This window comes from Pseudomonas putida (assembly GCF_009883635.2).
GTDB lineage: Bacteria > Pseudomonadota > Gammaproteobacteria > Pseudomonadales > Pseudomonadaceae > Aquipseudomonas > Aquipseudomonas putida_W.
Genome location: NZ_CP026115.2, coordinates 1,463,253 through 1,480,568, shown reverse-complemented (window position 1 = coordinate 1,480,568; position 17,316 = coordinate 1,463,253). Strand labels below are relative to the sequence as shown.

Genomic DNA, 17,316 nt, shown 5'->3' with positions numbered 1-17,316 from the left:
TGCGTCGCGATTGGGCCGCAAAGCGGCCCCAGCTTCCTAAAGGCCGCCTCAGGCGTCCTGATAGCTCTCGATCGACGGGCAGGCGCAGACCAGGTTGCGGTCACCAAACACGTTGTCGACCCGGCCAACTGGCGGCCAGTACTTGCCTTCCACCAGGCTCGGCAGCGGGTACACCGCCTGCTCGCGGCTGTAGCCATGGGCCCATTCGCCAACCAGCTCTGCCGCAGTGTGCGGGGCGTTCTTCAGCGGGTTGTCGTCCTTGTCCAGGCTGCCGGTTTCCACCGCGCGAATTTCCTCGCGGATCTGGATCATCGCGTCGCAGAAGCGATCCAGTTCTTCTTTGGACTCGCTCTCGGTCGGTTCGATCATCAGCGTGCCGGCCACCGGGAACGACATGGTCGGCGCATGGAAACCGAAGTCGATCAGGCGCTTGGCCACGTCATCGACGCTGATGCCGCTGGTGTCCTTGAGCGGGCGCAGGTCGAGGATGCATTCGTGGGCGACCAGGCCATTGCCACCGGTGTACAGGACAGGATAGTGCTCTTCCAGGCGGCGGGCGATGTAGTTGGCGTTGAGGATGGCCATCTGCGAAGCACGCTTGAGGCCGGCACCGCCCATCATGCGAATGTACATCCAGGTGATCGGCAGGATGCTGGCGCTGCCGAACGGCGCGGCGCACACCGCGCCCTCGGTGTTTGCAAGCGCAGCGTGGCCTGGCAGGAATGGCGCCAGGTGCGACTTGACGCCGATCGGGCCGACGCCCGGGCCGCCACCGCCGTGCGGGATGCAGAAGGTCTTGTGCAGGTTCAGGTGCGACACGTCCCCACCGAACTTGCCTGGGGCGCACAGGCCGACCATGGCATTCATGTTGGCGCCGTCGATATAAACCTGGCCTCCGTTGTCGTGGATGATCGCGCAGATTTCGCCGATCGCTTCCTCGAACACGCCGTGGGTCGACGGGTAGGTGATCATGATCGCGGCCAGGCGCTCGCGGTGTTCGATGGCCTTGGCGCGCAGGTCCTCGACATCGACGTTGCCACGGGCGTCACAGGCCGTGACCACCACGCGCATGCCGGCCATGTGTGCGGTGGCGGGGTTGGTGCCGTGGGCCGAAGACGGGATCAGGCAGATGTCGCGGTGGCCTTCGCCACGGCTGCGGTGGTAGGCGCGGATGGCCAAGAGGCCTGCGTACTCACCCTGGGAGCCGGCGTTGGGCTGCAGCGACACGGCGTCGTAGCCGGTGGCGGCGCAGAGCATGGCTTCCAGCTCGGTGGTCATCTGCAGGTAGCCCTGGCTCTGCGCGGCCGGGGCGAACGGGTGCAGGTTGCCGAATTCGGCCCAGGTCACCGGGATCATTTCGCTGGCAGCGTTGAGCTTCATGGTGCACGAGCCCAGCGGGATCATGCTGCGGTCCAGGGCCAGGTCCTTGTCGGCCAGGCGGCGCAGGTAGCGCATCAGCTCGGTTTCGCTGTGGTAGCGGTTGAACACCGGGTGCTCGAGGATGGCCGACTGGCGCAGCAGGGCGGCCGGCAGGCGCGAGCCGGTGCTGGCGGCCAGAGCGGCGAAGTCAGGCTGGGCCTGGTCAGCGCCGAACAGCTGCCAGAGGACTTCGACGTCGGCCTGGGTGCTGGTCTCGTCGAGCGACAGGCCCAGGTGAGCGGCGTCGATCTGGCGCAGGTTGATGCGCTGGGCGCGGGCCTTGTCGTGCAGGCTGGCGGTGGCGCTGCCAGTGGCCAGGGTCAAGGTGTCGAAGGCGGTTTCGCCAACCACGTCCAGGCCCAGGGTTTTCAGGCCGGCTGCCAGAATCGCGGTCAGGGCGTGGGTGCGTTCGGCAATGCGCTTGAGGCCGGCCGGGCCGTGGTACACGGCGAACATGCTGGCGATGTTGGCCAGCAGCACCTGGGCGGTGCAGATGTTGCTGGTGGCCTTCTCGCGGCGGATGTGCTGTTCGCGGGTCTGCATGGCCAGGCGCAGGGCGGTCTTGCCGAAGCGGTCGATGGACACGCCGACCAGGCGGCCTGGCATGTCGCGCTTGAAGGCATCACGCGTGGCGAAGTAGGCCGCGTGCGGGCCACCGAAGCCCAGTGGCACGCCGAAGCGCTGGGCACTGCCGATGGCCACGTCGGCGTCGAACTCGCCTGGCGGGGTCAGCAGGGTCAGGGCCAGCAGGTCGGCGGCAACGGCAACCAGGGCGTTGGCTGCGTGGAAGCGCTCGACGACGTCGCGGTAGTCGAACACTTCGCCGTTGCTGGCCGGGTATTGCAGCAGGGCGCCGAAGAAGGCGCTGACATCGCCCAGCTCACGCTCGTCGCCGACCACGATCTCGATGCCCAGCGGCTCGGCACGGGTGCGCAGCACGTCGAGGGTCTGCGGGTGGCAGTGCACGGAGGCGAAGAAGGTGTGGCTGGCCTTGTTCTTCGACAGGCGCTTGCAGAAGGTCATGGCTTCGGCAGCGGCGGTGGCTTCGTCGAGCAAGGAGGCGTTGGCGATCGGCAGGCCGGTGAGGTCGCTGATCAGGGTCTGGAAGTTCAGCAGCGCTTCCAGGCGGCCCTGGGAAATTTCTGGCTGGTACGGAGTGTAGGCGGTGTACCAGGCCGGGTTTTCCAGCAGGTTGCGCAAGATCGGTGCCGGGGTGTGGGTGTTGTAGTAGCCCTGGCCGATGTAGCTCTTGAACAGCGCGTTCTTGCCGGCGATGGCTTTCAGCGCAGCGAGGGCATCGGCCTCGCTCTGGCCATCTTCCGAGCCGAGCACGCTGGTGCCCTTGATGCTGTCGGGGATGACTGCGGCGCTCATGGCCTCCAGCGAGTCGAAGCCCAGGGTGGCGAGCATGGCTTGCTCGTCAGCGGCGCGCGGGCCGATGTGACGGGCGATGAATTCGTTGGCGGTGCTGAGGTTGATGGTCATGGTCGGATTCCTCAGGCGTCGTCGTTGGCTTTGATCAGGCGGTCGTAGGCGTCCTGGTCGAGCAGGGCGGTGACTTCAGCCATGTCGGCAGGCTTGAAGCGGAAGAACCAGCCTTCGCCCAGCGGGTCTTCGTTGACCAGTTCGGGGCTGTCGTTGAGGCCTTCGTTGACGGCGACCACTTCACCGGTCAGGGGCATGTACACGCCGCTGGCGGCTTTTACCGATTCGACGGTGGAGGCTTCGGCACCTTTGTCGTACTGCTGCAGCTCGGGCAGTTGCACATAGACCACATCGCCAAGGGCGTTCTGGGCGTAGGCGGTGATGCCCACGGTGACGCTACCGTCGGCTTCGACGCGCAGCCATTCGTGATCTTCAGTGAAACGCAACTCGCTCATGGGGAATCCTCGGGAAGCAGGGCGTTGGGCGCGGTACGTCCGCGCTCTTGGGTTGGGATTCCATAAGCAATAATGCGGCCACTCTAGTAAAATATATATAAATCAATGACATATATGAAATCCAAGCGAGTGTGCGCTGCGTGCTGTAATGAAATCGTTACAGTGGCTGCCGCGCCAGAAACATATATTGGAATCATGGCCTTGCCTTTACTGGATAGGATGTAGCTGTATTGAATTCGTTACAACGTATCGAAATCGATACGATCGGTTGATGGTTAGCTTAATTTTTAGATGAATAGGTAGTTTTCAGGTGCTCTATTGGTTGTTGTAAGAAACTTCTGTTTTTACGTGTCTGCCGTTTAAGTTGGCTCTTGTAGTTCTATCTCTCTTTGAATTGGTAGCATTGCCTGCTGCGACTTTATATGACTCTTCATGCAGATTCTCTGCTGGCTGCCGAGTATCAGGCGCGTAGTTGAAATGACGTACAAGTGGCCAAATATGCCAGATATCTCAAGCAGTTGCACTTTCGAACACACGTTTCTGAGGAAAAACGGATGTCTAGAAAACGCAGGCAAGTAGAGTTGGCCAACAGCTATGTAGAGGGAGTGCCACCTGAGTTAGACATTCCCCCTGGTTATTCTGGGCCGCTACCACCGTTGGGGAACAATCCCCAGGGGGACTGGTTCAGGGATATGAAAGCTGGCAGTAAAGAAGCAAAGGAACAGCGCGCGCTTTTCAATAAAGCGCCTTATGCCATGAAAGCGGCTGACGATGAAGCGAAAAATGAGTATGTAACACAATTAGCGATGGTGGCGCAGCGTATTGAATTGGATGCGCAAGCACTTCACCAGAGTTTGGGTGGGCAGCCACAAACTCATATTGAAGTGCTCAGGCAGGACGTCAGTGTACGAAGTATGCTTGTTGAGCGAAAAACTCAGGATTTAAACAGGCATCCCGCGGCTGCAAGCAGTTACTTCGGCTCGACCCCATTCGGCAAAAGCCCCGTTGAATATGCGGTTGCAACTTATCGCTTGAGCGTACAGATGCGTTTGCGACCTCCAGCCTTGGAACAAGCACTGAAAAGTTCTTATCGCGCTGCTTACTCGGCTCAGTTGAGTGAAGCTGAGATACAGATACTTCAGGCGCAGATCGGGGCGTTGCACCAAGCCATTGCAAGCGCTGAAGCACAAGCGCTTGCAATGACACAAGCCCAAGCCCAAGCCCAAGCCCAAGCCGAAGCCGAAGCTGCGGCTCGAGCCAGGCAGAATTAGAAGCTGCGGCGCGAGCCGAGGCGCATGCCAGGGCCCAGGCTTTAGCTACCGCACAGGTCAAAGCCCGCGAGGCAGCCGAGAAGACCGCAGCCCAGAGGGCGTTGGCAGAGCAGGTCATACGCCAAGCCAACACTTACAAAGCTCCGCTATCTGAGCTAGTGGCAAAGCCAGCCATCGTCATGGCCACGGCAGCAGCTCCGGCGCTGCAGGGTGGCGTAGAGCTGGCCACGGCCATACGCACTGCCGTCTTATCAGTGGGTGCCGCTTCGATCGAAGCGGTGGCAGGGTCCTTCCTGGCAGGAACCTTTGCTTTGCTGTATTCCCCCAAGCTGGGCAATGGGGAGCTGCAAGACAACTACATCCTGAGTACGCCGCTGACCGACCTTAACGTCGAACTCGATGCTGCTGCCCAGGCTGCTGCTGTCGAACTCGGCGCGGTCGACCTGCCGGTACGGATGGGTGACAAGCGCGAGCAGATCGGGCCGACCGAATTGTTCGCCGTTCGCACTGATGGCGATGTCATCTCTTCTGCGGTGCCGGTACTGGCGGCGGAATTCAACGCGCAGAACGGTCAGTACATCGTCACCACAGACGATTTACCACCCAGAACATTGATCTGGACGCCCGCCGTCGAGCAATCTGACAGCTCGACTACCTTGCCAGCGACCCCTCCACGCGCAACGGCGATGGTTGGGCCTACGCTCGAACCGCTCGAAGGCCGAATCGACGCATACCCTGATTTGCCGGATGTCGGGTTTGATGACTACGTCATCATCTTCCCGGCAGACTCGGGGTTACCCCCCCTTTATGTGATGTTCAAAAGTCCCAGGAATATGCCTGGGGTGGTATCAGGTAAAGGTCAACTGATACAGGGGGAGTTCCTGTATGACGGAAACAGAGAGGGGGCTCCGATTCCTGCTCAGATCGCCAGCAAACTGCGAGGCAAGAAATACAGTAGCTTTGGTGCATTTCGTCGGCGACTTTGGCAATTGATCGGTCGTAGTCCAATCTTTGAGAAACAATTCCAGCTTGGCGATCTACTGATCATGCGTAGAGGGTTGGCTCTCCTTGCAGATCCGGATGAACGGGTTGGAGGAAGAATAAAATATGAGATTCACCATGTGAAAAGAATTGCCGATGGTGGCGGGGTATATGATGTTGATAATATGCGGATAATGTCGCCAAAATTCCATGCTGAAATTCATGAGGGAAGGTAGGGTTCATGCGCAAGGAATTATCTGATTTTACGGAAAAAGAGTTTTTTGAGCTAGTGTATGCAATCTATCACGGTGATCCTAGGTTCTATCCAACAGATCGGGCTCACACTCAAGGGATACTGGAGTTCGAACGCTTGGCAGGGCATCCGGCAGGATCCAATCTGATTTTTCGGCCTAGAAAGGTAGGAATTGGAGACTCACCAGCTGATGTAGTAAATGAAGTTAAAAGATGGCGAGCTGAACAGGGATTATCGGGTTTCAAAGTTTCATAACCACCCAATGGAACTCCCCGGTCGCGTTATGGCGGGGAGTTCCGACTTAGGGGACGCAATCTTCCAGTTCAGTAATGCTTCCCTCCGTGTATCAGCTTGCTGCAAAAAACGGCAGCGCCAGATACAGCTTGATCACGATGACGTTAATGATGTCGATAAAGAACGCCCCCACCATCGGCACCACTAGAAACGCCAGTTGCGACGGCCCGAAGCGGTGGGTCACGGCCTGCATGTTGGCAATGGCGGTCGGTGTGGCGCCCAGGCCGAACCCGCAGTGCCCTGCCGCCAGTACCGCAGCGTCGTAGTTGCGTCCCATGACCCGGAAGGTGACGAAGATCGCGAACAGGGCCATGAGCAAAGTTTGCGCCGCCAGTATGATCAGGAAGGGCAGGGCCAGTGCTGCCAGGTCCCACAATTTGAGAGACATCAGGGCAATGGCCAGGAACAGCGACAGACTGACATTACCCAGCACCGACACTTCACGCTCGAACACCTGGTACAAGCCCAACGCTGAAAGCCCGTTGCGTAGCAGTACGCCCACAAACAGGACGCACACGAAGGTGGGCAGCTCGAAGGCCGTGCCGAGCAGTTGACCATTCAAGAGTGTGCCGCCGAGCAGGCTGACGGAAATCAGCGCCAGGGTTTCGATAAACGAAAAGGGCGTGATCAGGCGTTCTTTTTGGGGTTCTTCAAAACCCTTGGGCAAGTGAGGTACTGTTTGCTCCGCGCCGGGGATCTGCACACGTTTGATCAGTAGGCGGGCAACCGGGCCGCCAATCAGGCCGCCCAGCACCAGACCAAAGGTGGCGGAGGCCAGGGCCAGTTCCGAGGCGGAGGCCAAACCATATTTTTCGCTGAAGGTGCTGCTCCAGGCCGCGCCCGTGCCATGGCCGCCGGACAGCGTGATGGAGCCGGTCAGCAGGCCCATCAGCGGGTCCAGCCCCAACGCCGTGGCCAAGCCGATGCCCATGGCGTTCTGCACCAGCAGCAAACCGGTCACGACGACCAGGAAGATTGCGACTACGCGTCCACCTTTTTTCAAACTGGCGAAGTCTGCGTTCAGGCCGATGGTGGCGAAGAACGCCAGCATCAGCGGCGTCTGCAGTGAAGTATCGAACTGCACGTTCAGATCGAAACTGCGTAATGCCAGCAAGATCAGTGCAACGACCAGCCCACCGGCAACCGGTTCGGGAATGTTGTAGGTTCGCAGGATGGTGACACGTGTGACCAGCCCGTGACCCAGCAACAGGACGAGAGAAGCGGCGACTAAAGTGCCGTAGAAGTCGAGTTCCAGCATGAGAGGCGTTCTTTCCAGCAACAGGGATGAACGCCAATTTTCGCAGCAGCGTGCGAGCAAGTATCGGTCGAACTCGTAGGGATATTCTTAGAAATGGGGCGTCAAGTCCTAGGTTTTGCCGGGAATTCCGTACTTGCGCAAACGTTGAGCAATGGCCGTATGCGATGTCTGCAAGCGCCCGGCCAGTTGCCGGGTCGAGGGGTAGCTGGCGTATAGGCGCTGCAGCAGTTCACGCTCGAAGTCCCCCACCGCCTGCTCCAGGCTCGCCACGTCGCCATCCTGCCCACGCGCCACCGAGGTGCCGGCGATGTCCAGGTCGCCGATATCCACCAGGTTGCTCTCGCAGATGGCCGCCGCACGGAAAATCACGTTCTGCAGCTGGCGCACGTTGCCGGGCCAGGGGTTGGCCAGCAAGGCCGAATGGGTGGCCGGGGTCAGACGACAAGGCGGGCGCTGAATCTGCGTGCAAGCCTGCTGCATGAAGTAGTGCGCCAGCATCAGGATGTCCTGGCCACGATCACGCAGCGGCGGTACCTGCAGGTTGAGCACATTCAGCCGGTAGAACAGGTCTTCACGGAACGTGCCTTCGGCGACCATGCGTTCCAGGTCGCGGTGGGTGGCGCTGATGATGCGCACATCCACCTTCACCTCGCGGTCGCCGCCCACGCGGCGGAAGCTGCCATCGCTGAGAAAGCGCAACAGCTTGGCCTGCAGGTACGGCGACATTTCGCCGATCTCGTCGAGAAACACCGTGCCTTGGTTGGCCAGCTCCATCAGCCCCGGTTTGCCGCCACGCTGGGCGCCGGTGAAGGCGCCGGGTGCGTAGCCGAACAGCTCGCTCTCGGCCAGGCTCTCGGGCAGTGCGGCGCAGTTCAGGGCGAGGAACGGTGCGGCATGGCGGCTGCTGATGGCATGGCAGGCGCGTGCCACCAGTTCTTTGCCGGTGCCGGTTTCGCCATGCACCAGCAGCGGCGCGTCGAGGGCCGCCACGCGCAGGGCGCGGGCCTTGAGCGTGCGAATCGCTGGCGACTCACCAAGCAGCGCATCGAAGCCTTCGGCGTGGTCGTGGTGCAGGGCCGACAGACGCTCACCCATGCGGTTGGGCGGATACAAGGTCAGCAGGCCGCCCGCGTTGGTGATTGGCGAGGCGTCCAGCAGCAGGCTCTGGCCGTTGAGCTGCATCTCGCGCATCGGCAGGTGGAAGTTGTTGTCCAGCAAGGCCTGCAGCAGGCCGGGGTCGTTGAACAGCTCTCCCACCGAGCGCCCGGCCGATTCACGGCCGCACAGGGCGATCAGCGCCGGGTTGGCCAGCAGCACCTTGCCAGCGCTGTCCACCGCCAGCACCGGGTCGCTCATGGCGGCGAGCAGGGCGTCGAGCTGCAGGTGGCGGCGCTGGCCGGGGAGGATGTCGACCACGTCCACCGACTGCACGCCACGGACTTCGAACAGCGCGTCGTGGAGTTCTTCGAGCACGGCGGGGCTGAGGGTCGGGGCGTCGATGTAGACGTTTGGTGGGACCATCTCCACGGCGTCCAGGTTGAGGTTGCGGGCACCGAGCAGGGCGAGGACTTCCTGGGTGATGCCGACGCGGTCGATGAAGCTGACGTGGATGCGCATGGGGGAGGCGGGGGTTGTGGCCGGGGAGGACAGTAGTATGCCTTAACATCGCCGGGGCTGCGCAGCAGCCCCCGGTCCTTGAAATCACTCCAGATGTTCAGGCTTGATCGGGTCGCCCGACTTCACATCCAGCTTCTCGCGAATATCCGCGAACATATGGTCATAGAGCTTGTGCGGCGAGCTCAGGTTCTCGAATTTCTTCGGCGGCGTCAGATAAGACTGCGCCTTGCGGGTCAGTAGCATGAGGAAGCTGGGCAACACCTGGTCCTTGGCCAGGAAGAACTTTTCATCCACTGGCTTGCCTTCGATGCCGCCGTGCATGCGGAACTGGATACCTCTGCCTTCCTTGGGATCGGTAGTCGCCTCGTATTCGATGTTGAGGTCATAGCTGTGGTCATTGTTGTTCAGCGCAGTGCGCTCGATATGTACATGACCGGGCTCATACTTGGCCATGGCGATCTCCTTCAGAAGGTTGAATGACGGGCGCCGGGCGCCCGCCCACTGCAATCAACGGTAGCTGATACCCGGCTTTTCGGTGCTCACGCGGGTGCCGGCGACGCCTTTGACGATGCCCTCGATATTCTCCAGCGAGCTGATCACCGCCACCTTGCCGGTGTGCCGGGCAAAGTCGCAGGCTGCCTGCACCTTCGGCCCCATGGAGCCGGCGGCAAAGCCGAGGCGTTCGAGTTCGTCGGGGTGGGCCTGGGCAATGGCTTTCTGGGTCGGCTTGCCCCAGTCAATGTAGGCGCCATCGACGTCCGTGGCGATTACCAGAAGGTCGGCTTCCAGCTGTTCGGCCAGCAGCGCCGAGCACAGGTCCTTGTCGATCACCGCCTCGATGCCTTTGAGCTTGCGGTTTTCATCGTACATGGTGGGGATGCCGCCACCGCCGGCGCAGATCACGATGCTTTTCTTTTCCAGCAGCCACTTGATCGGGCGGATCTCGAAGATGCGCTTGGGTTTCGGGCTGGCGACCACGCGGCGGTACTTGTCGCCGTCGGCCTTGACCACCCAGCCTTTTTCCTTGGCCAGGCGCTCGGCCTCTTCCTTGCTGTAGACCGGGCCGATGAACTTGCTCGGGTCCTTGAAGGCCGGGTCGTTGGCGTCCACTTCCACCTGGGTCAGCAGGGTGGCGAACGGCACTTCGAAGGCCAGCAGGTTGCCCAGCTCCTGTTCGATCATGTAGCCGATCATGCCTTCGGTTTCGGCACCGAGCACGTCGAGCGGGTAGGCTTCGTCGGGCTTGTAGGCCATGCCCTGGAGCGACAGCAGGCCGACCTGGGGGCCGTTGCCGTGGGCGATGACCAGTTCGTTGCCGGGGTGAATCTTGGCAATCTGCTCGGTGGCGGTGCGGATATTGGCGCGCTGGTTGTCAGCGGTCATGGGCTCGCCACGGCGCAGCAGGGCGTTGCCGCCCAATGCAACAACGATACGCATGGGGAATGTCCTTTAGCGAAGAGGGAGGGGCGCCGCCCCATGGGCAAGGGCGGCGCGGCCGGCTTACAGGTCAGCCAGGGTCGAAACCAGGATCGCCTTGATGGTGTGCATGCGGTTTTCCGCCTGCTCGAAGGCGATGCACGCCGGCGACTCGAACACGTCATCGGTCACTTCGATGCCGTTGGCCAGGTCCGGATACTGTTCGGCAATCTGCTTGCCGACCTTGGTCTCGGAGTTGTGGAACGCCGGCAGGCAGTGCATGAACTTGGTCCGTGGGTTGCCGCTGGCTTTCATCAGCTCCTTGTTCACCTGGTAGGGCTTGAGCTGCTTGATGCGCTCGCCCCAGGCTTCGATCGGCTCGCCCATCGAGACCCAGACGTCGGTGTGGATGAAGTCGACGCCCTTGACCGCGGCCTTGGGGTCTTCGGTCAGGGTGATGCGTGCGCCGCTTTCTTCGGCGTACTTGTGGCAACGCTCAACCAGGTCGTCATGAGGCCACAGCGCCTTGGGCGCGGCGATGCGCACATCCATGCCGAGCTTGGCGCCGATCAGCAGCAGCGAGTTGCCCATGTTGTTGCGGGCGTCGCCCAGGTAGGCGTAGCTGATGTCGTGCAGCGGCTTGTCGCTGTGCTCACGCATGGTCAGCACGTCGGCGATCATCTGGGTCGGGTGGTATTCGTCGGTCAGGCCGTTGAACACCGGCACGCCGGCGAACTTGGCCAGCTCCTCGACGATTTCCTGCTTGAAGCCGCGGTACTCGATGGCATCGTACATGCGCCCCAGCACGCGGGCGGTGTCCTTCATGCTTTCCTTGTGGCCGATCTGCGAGGAGTTGGGGTCGATGTAGGTGACGTTGGCGCCCTGGTCATAGGCGGCGACTTCGAAGGCGCAGCGGGTGCGGGTCGAGGTCTTCTCGAAGATCAGGGCGATGTTGTTGCCCTTCAGGTGCTGCTGCTCGGTGCCGGTGTACTTGGCGCGCTTGAGGTCGCGGGACAGGTCCAGCAGGTACTTCAGCTCGCGGGTGGTGTGGTGTTCGAGGCTGAGCAGGTTGCGGTTGTGAATGTTGAACGCCATGACTTTTCTCCTTGAGTTTGGTGAACACACCGGCCGCCGCTTTGTGAGGGCGGCCGGGGGTAATGGGCGTTAGTAGTCGATTGGGTCGCGCACGATCGGGCAGGTCATGCAGTGGCCGCCGCCACGGCCCCGGCCCAGCTCGCCGGCGCTGATGGTGATGACCTCGATGCCGGCCTTGCGCAGCAGGGTGTTGGTGTAGGTGTTGCGGTCGTAGCCGATGACCACGCCCGGCTCGATGGCCACCACGTTGTTGCCGTCATCCCACTGTTCGCGTTCGGCGGCGAAGCTGTTGCCGCCGGTCTCGACCACGCGCAGCTTGACGCCCAGCTGCTCGCCGACCACCTCGATGAACGACTTGTTGATACGGCGCACATCCATACCGTAAGGCTTGCTTTCGTCCGGACGGATGATGAACGGTACGATCTCATTCACCACTTCCGGGAAGACCGTGACCAGGTCGCGGTCGCAGAAGCTGAACACGGTGTCCAGGTGCATGGCAGCGCGGGACTTCGGCAGGCCGGCAACGATGACTTCCTTGACCGCACCCTTGGCGAACAGGTTGCGTGCCAGCTGGCCGATGGCCTGACGCGAAGTGCGCTCGCCCATACCGATCAGCACGATGCCGTTGCCGATCGGCATCACGTCACCGCCTTCGAGGGTGGACTGGCCGTGTTCCTTGTCCGGGTCGCCGTACCAGACTTCGAAGTCGGCGTTGGTGAACTCCTTGTGGAACTTGTAGATGGCGGTGGTCAGCAGGGTTTCCTGGCGACGCGCCGGCCAGTACATCGGGTTCAGCGTCACGCCACCGTAGATCCAGCAAGTGGTGTCGCGGGTGAACTGGGTGTTGGGCAGCGGCGGCAGGATGAAGCTGGAATGGCCCAGGTAGTCGTTGTACATCTTGACCACATCGGCGCCTTCGCTCTGTGGCAGGTCCTGGCCGGCCACACCACCGATCAGGAACTCGGCCAGGTGGCGTGGTTCGAGGCCTTCCAGCCAGCTGCGAACTTCGTTGTTCAGGCCTACGCCGACGGTGTCATCGGTGATCTTGCGGTCGAGGATCCACTTCAGGGCCTCGGGTTGCTGGACGATGTCGGTCAGCAGGTTGTGCATTTCCAGCACGTCGACGCCGCGCTCGCGCATCTTGGTCACGAAGTCGAAATGGTCACGCTTGGCCTGATCGACCCAGATCACATCGTCAAACAGCAATTCGTCACAGTTGCTTGGCGTCAGCCGCTTGTGTGCCAGGCCCGGTGCGCAAACCATTACCTTGCGCAGTTTGCCGGCTTCGGAGTGGACACCGTACTTCTGTTTTTCAGCGGACATGGTTTCATTCCTCCAATTGAACGAAGACGTGGGTCAAAGGGTCAGGAAGCCGTCATACAGGCCGAAGGCTGCCACCAGGGCGCCGATGACCACGGCTGCGAAGATCAGTTTTTCCACGTTGGTGAAGATCGGTTGGCCTACTTCACGCTTGGCCTTGGCGAACAGGATCACGCCAGGGGCATAGAGCAGGGCCGAGAGCAGCAGGTATTTCACGCCGCCGGCATACAGCAGCCAGATGGCGTATATCAGCGCGATGCCGCCGATGATCAGGTCCTTCTGCCGCTCGGCAAGGGCCTGCTCGTAGGTTTCGCTGCGCAGTGCCAGCAGGAAGGCATAGCCAGCCGACCACAGGTAAGGCACCAGGATCATCGAGGTGGCGAGGTAGATCAGCGACAGGTAGGTACTGCTGGAGAACAGGGTGATGACCAGGAAGATCTGCACCATGGCGTTGGTCAGCCACAGAGCGTTGGCCGGCACCTGGTTGGCGTTCTCGCGGCGCAGGAACTCCGGCATGGTGTGGTCCTTGGCGGCGGCGAACATGATCTCGGCGCACAGCAGCACCCACGACAGCAGGGCCCCGAGCAGCGAGATGATCAGGCCGACGCTGATCAGCACCGCGCCCCAGTGACCGACCACGTGCTCGAGCACGGCGGCCATCGACGGGTTCTGCAGCTTGGCCAGTTCCGGTTGGGTCATGATGCCCAGCGACAGCACGTTGACCAGTACCAGGAACAGCAGCACGGTGACGAAGCCGATGACCGTGGCCTTGCCCACGTCGGAGCGTTTTTCCGCCCGGGACGAGAAGATGCTCGCGCCCTCGATGCCGATGAACACCCAAACGGTGACCAGCATCATGTTGCGCACCTGGTTCATCACGCTGCCCAGGTCTGGCGTGCCCACCGCCCAGATGTCGGCGGTGAAGATGTCGAGCTTGAAGGCGAACAGGCAGATCAAGGCGAACAGCACCAGCGGCACGACCTTGGCCACGGTGGTGACCAGGTTGATGAATGCCGCTTCCTTGATGCCACGCAGTACCAGGAAGTGCACCGCCCAGAGCAGCACCGAGGCACCGATGATGGCTGCCGGGGTGTTGCCTTCACCAAAGATCGGGAAGAAGTAACCGAGGGTGCTGAACAGCAGCACGAAGTAGCCGACGTTGCCCAGCCAGGCACTGATCCAGTAGCCCCAGGCTGAAGAAAAGCCCATGTAGTCGCCGAAGCCGGCCTTGGCGTAGGCGTATACGCCGCCGTCCAGGTCAGGCTTGCGGTTGGCCAGGGTCTGGAACACGAACGCCAGAGTCAGCATGCCGACCGCAGTGATCGCCCAGCCAATCAATACCGCACCAACCCCTGCACTGGCGGCCATGTTTTGCGGCAGCGAGAAGATCCCGCCGCCAATCATCGAACCGACTACGAGTGCAACTAATGCGCCGAGTTTTAGTTTTCCGGATGAATCAGACATTTAACAACTCCTGCCAGGAGAAAGTTGACGACAGAATAAATCTGACGCCTGGGCCAAGACCTGACTTAGGTCAGTGCTTGGCGATGCGAGGTAGGAAATCTCCTACACGCGACTCCTGGAGAGTGCCGACTGCTCAGCTGCAGGCCCTGTGCGCTGGCATCTCCATGTCCTTCTAGAGCAAACGCTCCGTTTGGCCTGCGACTTCTGAAGCTAGCCGTTTTTGCCGCGTTCGCAAATTTTTCACAAGAATTTCGAGTTTTATCAGATTCTTTTCTAGTTGCTTGGCAGCTGCTACTTTTTACAGGGATATGGCGATAGACATTATGGTTATTAGTGCTATAGGTTTAATGACTTTGGCCATATAAGTAACAGCATTTATATGGCGACCATGGCTGTTGCAAACACATGACAGCACGGAAAAAAGGAAGCCCATGAGCGAACCGGGACAAAAGCTGCGACTGGGTGCACTGATTGCCCTGGTGGTGGGCTCGATGATTGGTGGTGGCATCTTCTCGCTGCCGCAGAACATGGCAGCCCGTGCCGATGTCGGTGCTGTGCTGATCGGCTGGGCGATCACGGCGGTCGGCATGCTGGCACTGGCCTTCGTGTTCCAGACCCTGGCCAACCGCAAGCCCGAGCTGGACTCGGGGGTATACGCCTACGCCAAGGCTGGTTTCGGCGAGTACATGGGCTTCTCCTCCGCTTGGGGTTACTGGATCAGCGCCTGGTTGGGCAACGTCGGCTATTTCGTGCTGCTGTTCAGTACCCTGGGCTTCTACTTCCCGGTGTTTGGCGAAGGCAACACGCCCATTGCCATCGGCTGCGCCTCGTTGCTGTTGTGGGCGGTGCACTTCCTGGTGCTGCGTGGCATCAAGGAAGCGGCGTTCATCAACCAGGTGACCACCGTGGCCAAGGTGGTGCCATTGCTGATCTTCGTGGTCATCGCCGCCTTTGCCTTTCGTGCCGACATCTTCACCCGTGATATCTGGGGCCTGAGCAACCCGCAGTTCGGCAATGTGCTGGACCAGGTGCGCAACATGATGCTGGTCACGGTGTTCGTGTTCATCGGTATCGAGGGCGCGAGTGTGTATTCCGGGCGGGCGCAGCGCCGCTCCGATGTCGGCAAGGCCACGGTGATCGGTTTTCTCGGCGTGCTGGCGCTGCTGGTGCTGGTCAACGTGCTGTCGCTAGGGGTGATGACCCAGCCGGAGCTGGCCGGGTTGCAGAACCCGTCGCTGGCCTCGGTGCTGGAGCATATCGTCGGCCCTTGGGGGGCCTTGCTGATCAGCATTGGCCTGGCGGTCTCGTTGCTGGGCGCCTTGCTCTCGTGGGCACTGTTGTGTGCCGAGATCCTCTATGCCACAGCGCGCGACAAGACCATGCCGCGCTTCCTGGCCAAGGAGAACGCCAACCACGTGCCGGCCAATGCCCTGTGGTTGACCAACTGCATGATCCAGGGCTTCCTGCTGATCACCCTGGTTTCTGAGGGCACCTACACCAGCCTGATCTACCTGGCATCGTCGATGATCCTGGTGCCCTACCTGTGGTCGGCGGCCTATGCCGTGCTGCTGGCCTGGCGCGGGGAAAGTTACGAAGGGCAGGCGGGGTTGCGGCGCAAGGACCTGCTGGTGGCCGCGCTGGCGCTGCTGTATGCGGTGTGGCTGCTGTACGCGGGCGGCCTCAAGTACCTGCTGCTGTCGGCACTGCTCTATGCCCCAGGGGTGATCCTCTTTGCCCGGGCCAAGCACGAGCAAGGGCAGACGCTGTTCACCACCTGGGAGAAGCTGATTTTCGCGGCAGTGCTGGCGGGGGCGGCACTGGCTGCCTACCTGCTGTATTCAGGGCTGTTGAGCTTGTGAGGCAGCGGGGCAGGGCTGCTCGGGGCGCGACCAGATCCACAGGTTGCCCAGGGTCATGCCGGCAATCGCGAGAAACACCGGCCAGTGGTGCTCGAGGAAGACCAGCATCAGGCATGCACACAGCAGCATGCTGACGGTGGCGCTGACTTTGGCGCGACGCTGGATCACCTTGCCGTTGCGCCAGTTGTACAGGATCGGCCCGAACAGGCGATGGTTCTCCAGCCAGGCGGACAGGCGCGGCGAACTGCGCGTGGCGGCCCAGGCAGCCAGCAGGATGAACTCGGTGGTCGGCAGGCCAGGGATGACGATGGCGACCAGGCCTATCCCCAGGCTTACGTAAGCCAGGATGCCATACAGCAGGCGGGATAGTTTCGAGCGGGCGGGTTGGGTCATGGTCTCACTGCAAAAAACGTCCGGCCACCGGAGAGGCGGCCGGTTGATGCGTCTCAGGCCAGCGCGGCATCGGCGGCGTAGGCATGCTTGAGCAGTTCGGTGAAGCGCTCGAAGGCGGCAACCGCTGCACGCTCGGCGGCGGCGTCTTCCTCGGGCGACAGCTCGAGGCCATCGAGGATACGGGTGAACTGCTTCCAGCCTTCGGCACGGCCACCGGCCGGCTCGCCGAGGTGGCGGGCACCGAAACTGTCGGACAGTTCCAGGGCCACGGCACGCTTGATCAGAAACGCAGCGCCAAGTTTGGAGCCTTCCGAGACGAAGATCCAGCCCATGGCTTCACCCAGGGTCGGATTGTGCAGGGCACCGGGCACGGCGGCCGGAACTTCGGTGTTCAGGTCGGCGAGGTCCAGGCGGGCCTGTTCTGCGCGGCAGCGCTCGGCCAGGTCGGGGACGATGGCGATCAGTTTTGGGTCGTTGTACAAGGCCTGCAGTTCGGCCTGGAACAGGTATTGGGCGACGACGAAGCGGGCGAAGCTTTCGCGGCTGTCGAATGGCGCGTGGGATTTGACCAGGGCGTCGAGCTCGCTGTGCGGAGCGTGGGTGGCCTGGTTCAGGCGTTGCGAGCGCAGGGCTGGGCGGTCGGTCATGGGTGTGTCCTTGGTAAATGAGGGCGTCTAGTGACAAGACGAAACAGCGGGGCGGGAACAGTAAAAAAACTGGGTTTTTGTGTTGCCTGTACCGGCCCTTTCGCGGGGCAAGCCCGCTCCTACACAGGTTTGCGATTCACCTGTAGGAG

Annotated in this window: 15 protein-coding genes; 4 read left to right on the top strand and 11 right to left on the bottom strand. The window is 61.3% G+C overall.

Going from position 1 to position 17,316, the window contains the following annotated elements; genetic code table 11:
- Positions 1–48: 48 nt before the first annotated feature.
- Entirely contained in the window at positions 49–2,904 is a 2,856-nt protein-coding gene (gene gcvP, locus C2H86_RS06805; RefSeq protein ID WP_159411954.1) for an aminomethyl-transferring glycine dehydrogenase, read from the bottom strand.
- 11 nt (positions 2,905–2,915) lie between these two features.
- Positions 2,916–3,299, bottom strand: coding sequence for a glycine cleavage system protein GcvH (gcvH, locus tag C2H86_RS06800; protein ID WP_159411953.1), 384 nt, complete (start codon positions 3,297–3,299; stop codon positions 2,916–2,918).
- 554 nt (positions 3,300–3,853) lie between these two features.
- Here gcvH and C2H86_RS06795 point away from each other — a divergent pair.
- From C2H86_RS06795 to C2H86_RS06785, 3 genes are all read left to right on the top strand, one after another.
- Positions 3,854–4,570, top strand: a complete 717-nt coding sequence (locus C2H86_RS06795; RefSeq protein ID WP_159411952.1) for a hypothetical protein — start codon at positions 3,854–3,856, stop codon at positions 4,568–4,570.
- Between the two features lie 179 nt (positions 4,571–4,749).
- Positions 4,750–5,787 (top strand): S-type pyocin domain-containing protein, encoded by a 1,038-nt coding sequence (locus tag C2H86_RS06790; protein WP_159411951.1) that lies wholly within the window; start codon positions 4,750–4,752, stop codon positions 5,785–5,787.
- Positions 5,788–5,792: 5 nt separating this feature from the next.
- Entirely contained in the window at positions 5,793–6,059 is a 267-nt protein-coding gene (locus C2H86_RS06785; RefSeq protein WP_159411950.1) for a bacteriocin immunity protein, read from the top strand.
- 91 nt (positions 6,060–6,150) lie between these two features.
- On the opposite strand, the gene gltS is transcribed toward C2H86_RS06785, so the two are convergent.
- The 7 genes from gltS to arcD (C2H86_RS06750) form a co-directional block, all read right to left on the bottom strand.
- Positions 6,151–7,356 carry a sodium/glutamate symporter gene (gene gltS / locus C2H86_RS06780; protein WP_159411949.1) on the bottom strand — a complete coding sequence of 402 codons (1,206 nt, stop codon included), beginning with the start codon at positions 7,354–7,356 and terminating at the stop codon, positions 6,151–6,153.
- A 108-nt stretch (positions 7,357–7,464) separates the two neighbouring features.
- Positions 7,465–8,973 carry a sigma-54-dependent transcriptional regulator gene (locus C2H86_RS06775; RefSeq protein WP_159411948.1) on the bottom strand — a complete coding sequence of 503 codons (1,509 nt, stop codon included), beginning with the start codon at positions 8,971–8,973 and terminating at the stop codon, positions 7,465–7,467.
- A gap of 84 nt (positions 8,974–9,057) precedes the next feature.
- Positions 9,058–9,426 carry a DUF5064 family protein gene (locus C2H86_RS06770; RefSeq protein WP_159411947.1) on the bottom strand — a complete coding sequence of 123 codons (369 nt, stop codon included), beginning with the start codon at positions 9,424–9,426 and terminating at the stop codon, positions 9,058–9,060.
- A 54-nt stretch (positions 9,427–9,480) separates the two neighbouring features.
- On the bottom strand, positions 9,481–10,410 hold the full coding sequence (gene arcC / locus C2H86_RS06765; RefSeq protein WP_103445529.1) for a carbamate kinase: 930 nt from the start codon (positions 10,408–10,410) through the stop codon (positions 9,481–9,483).
- A 63-nt stretch (positions 10,411–10,473) separates the two neighbouring features.
- Positions 10,474–11,484: an ornithine carbamoyltransferase gene (locus C2H86_RS06760; protein WP_027920178.1), complete on the bottom strand. Its 1,011-nt coding sequence runs from the start codon at positions 11,482–11,484 to the stop codon at positions 10,474–10,476.
- A gap of 69 nt (positions 11,485–11,553) precedes the next feature.
- Positions 11,554–12,807: an arginine deiminase gene (gene arcA, locus C2H86_RS06755; protein ID WP_159411946.1), complete on the bottom strand. Its 1,254-nt coding sequence runs from the start codon at positions 12,805–12,807 to the stop codon at positions 11,554–11,556.
- Positions 12,808–12,840: 33 nt separating this feature from the next.
- Positions 12,841–14,268, bottom strand: a complete 1,428-nt coding sequence (arcD, locus tag C2H86_RS06750; RefSeq protein ID WP_159411945.1) for an arginine-ornithine antiporter — start codon at positions 14,266–14,268, stop codon at positions 12,841–12,843.
- 431 nt (positions 14,269–14,699) lie between these two features.
- Here arcD (C2H86_RS06750) and arcD (C2H86_RS06745) point away from each other — a divergent pair, with 431 nt between their 5' ends.
- Entirely contained in the window at positions 14,700–16,127 is a 1,428-nt protein-coding gene (gene arcD / locus C2H86_RS06745) for an arginine-ornithine antiporter (RefSeq protein ID WP_159411944.1), read from the top strand.
- Here arcD (C2H86_RS06745) and C2H86_RS06740 read toward each other — a convergent pair.
- Together C2H86_RS06740 and C2H86_RS06735 are read right to left on the bottom strand one after the other, a co-directional pair.
- Positions 16,107–16,520, bottom strand: a complete 414-nt coding sequence (locus tag C2H86_RS06740) for a YbaN family protein (RefSeq protein WP_159411943.1) — start codon at positions 16,518–16,520, stop codon at positions 16,107–16,109. The genes arcD (C2H86_RS06745) and C2H86_RS06740 overlap by 21 nt on opposite strands.
- A gap of 53 nt (positions 16,521–16,573) precedes the next feature.
- The gene (locus tag C2H86_RS06735; protein WP_159411942.1) at positions 16,574–17,167 is read right to left on the bottom strand and encodes a biliverdin-producing heme oxygenase; all 594 of its coding nucleotides are present in this window, start codon (positions 17,165–17,167) and stop codon (positions 16,574–16,576) included.
- Positions 17,168–17,316: the final 149 nt, after the last annotated feature.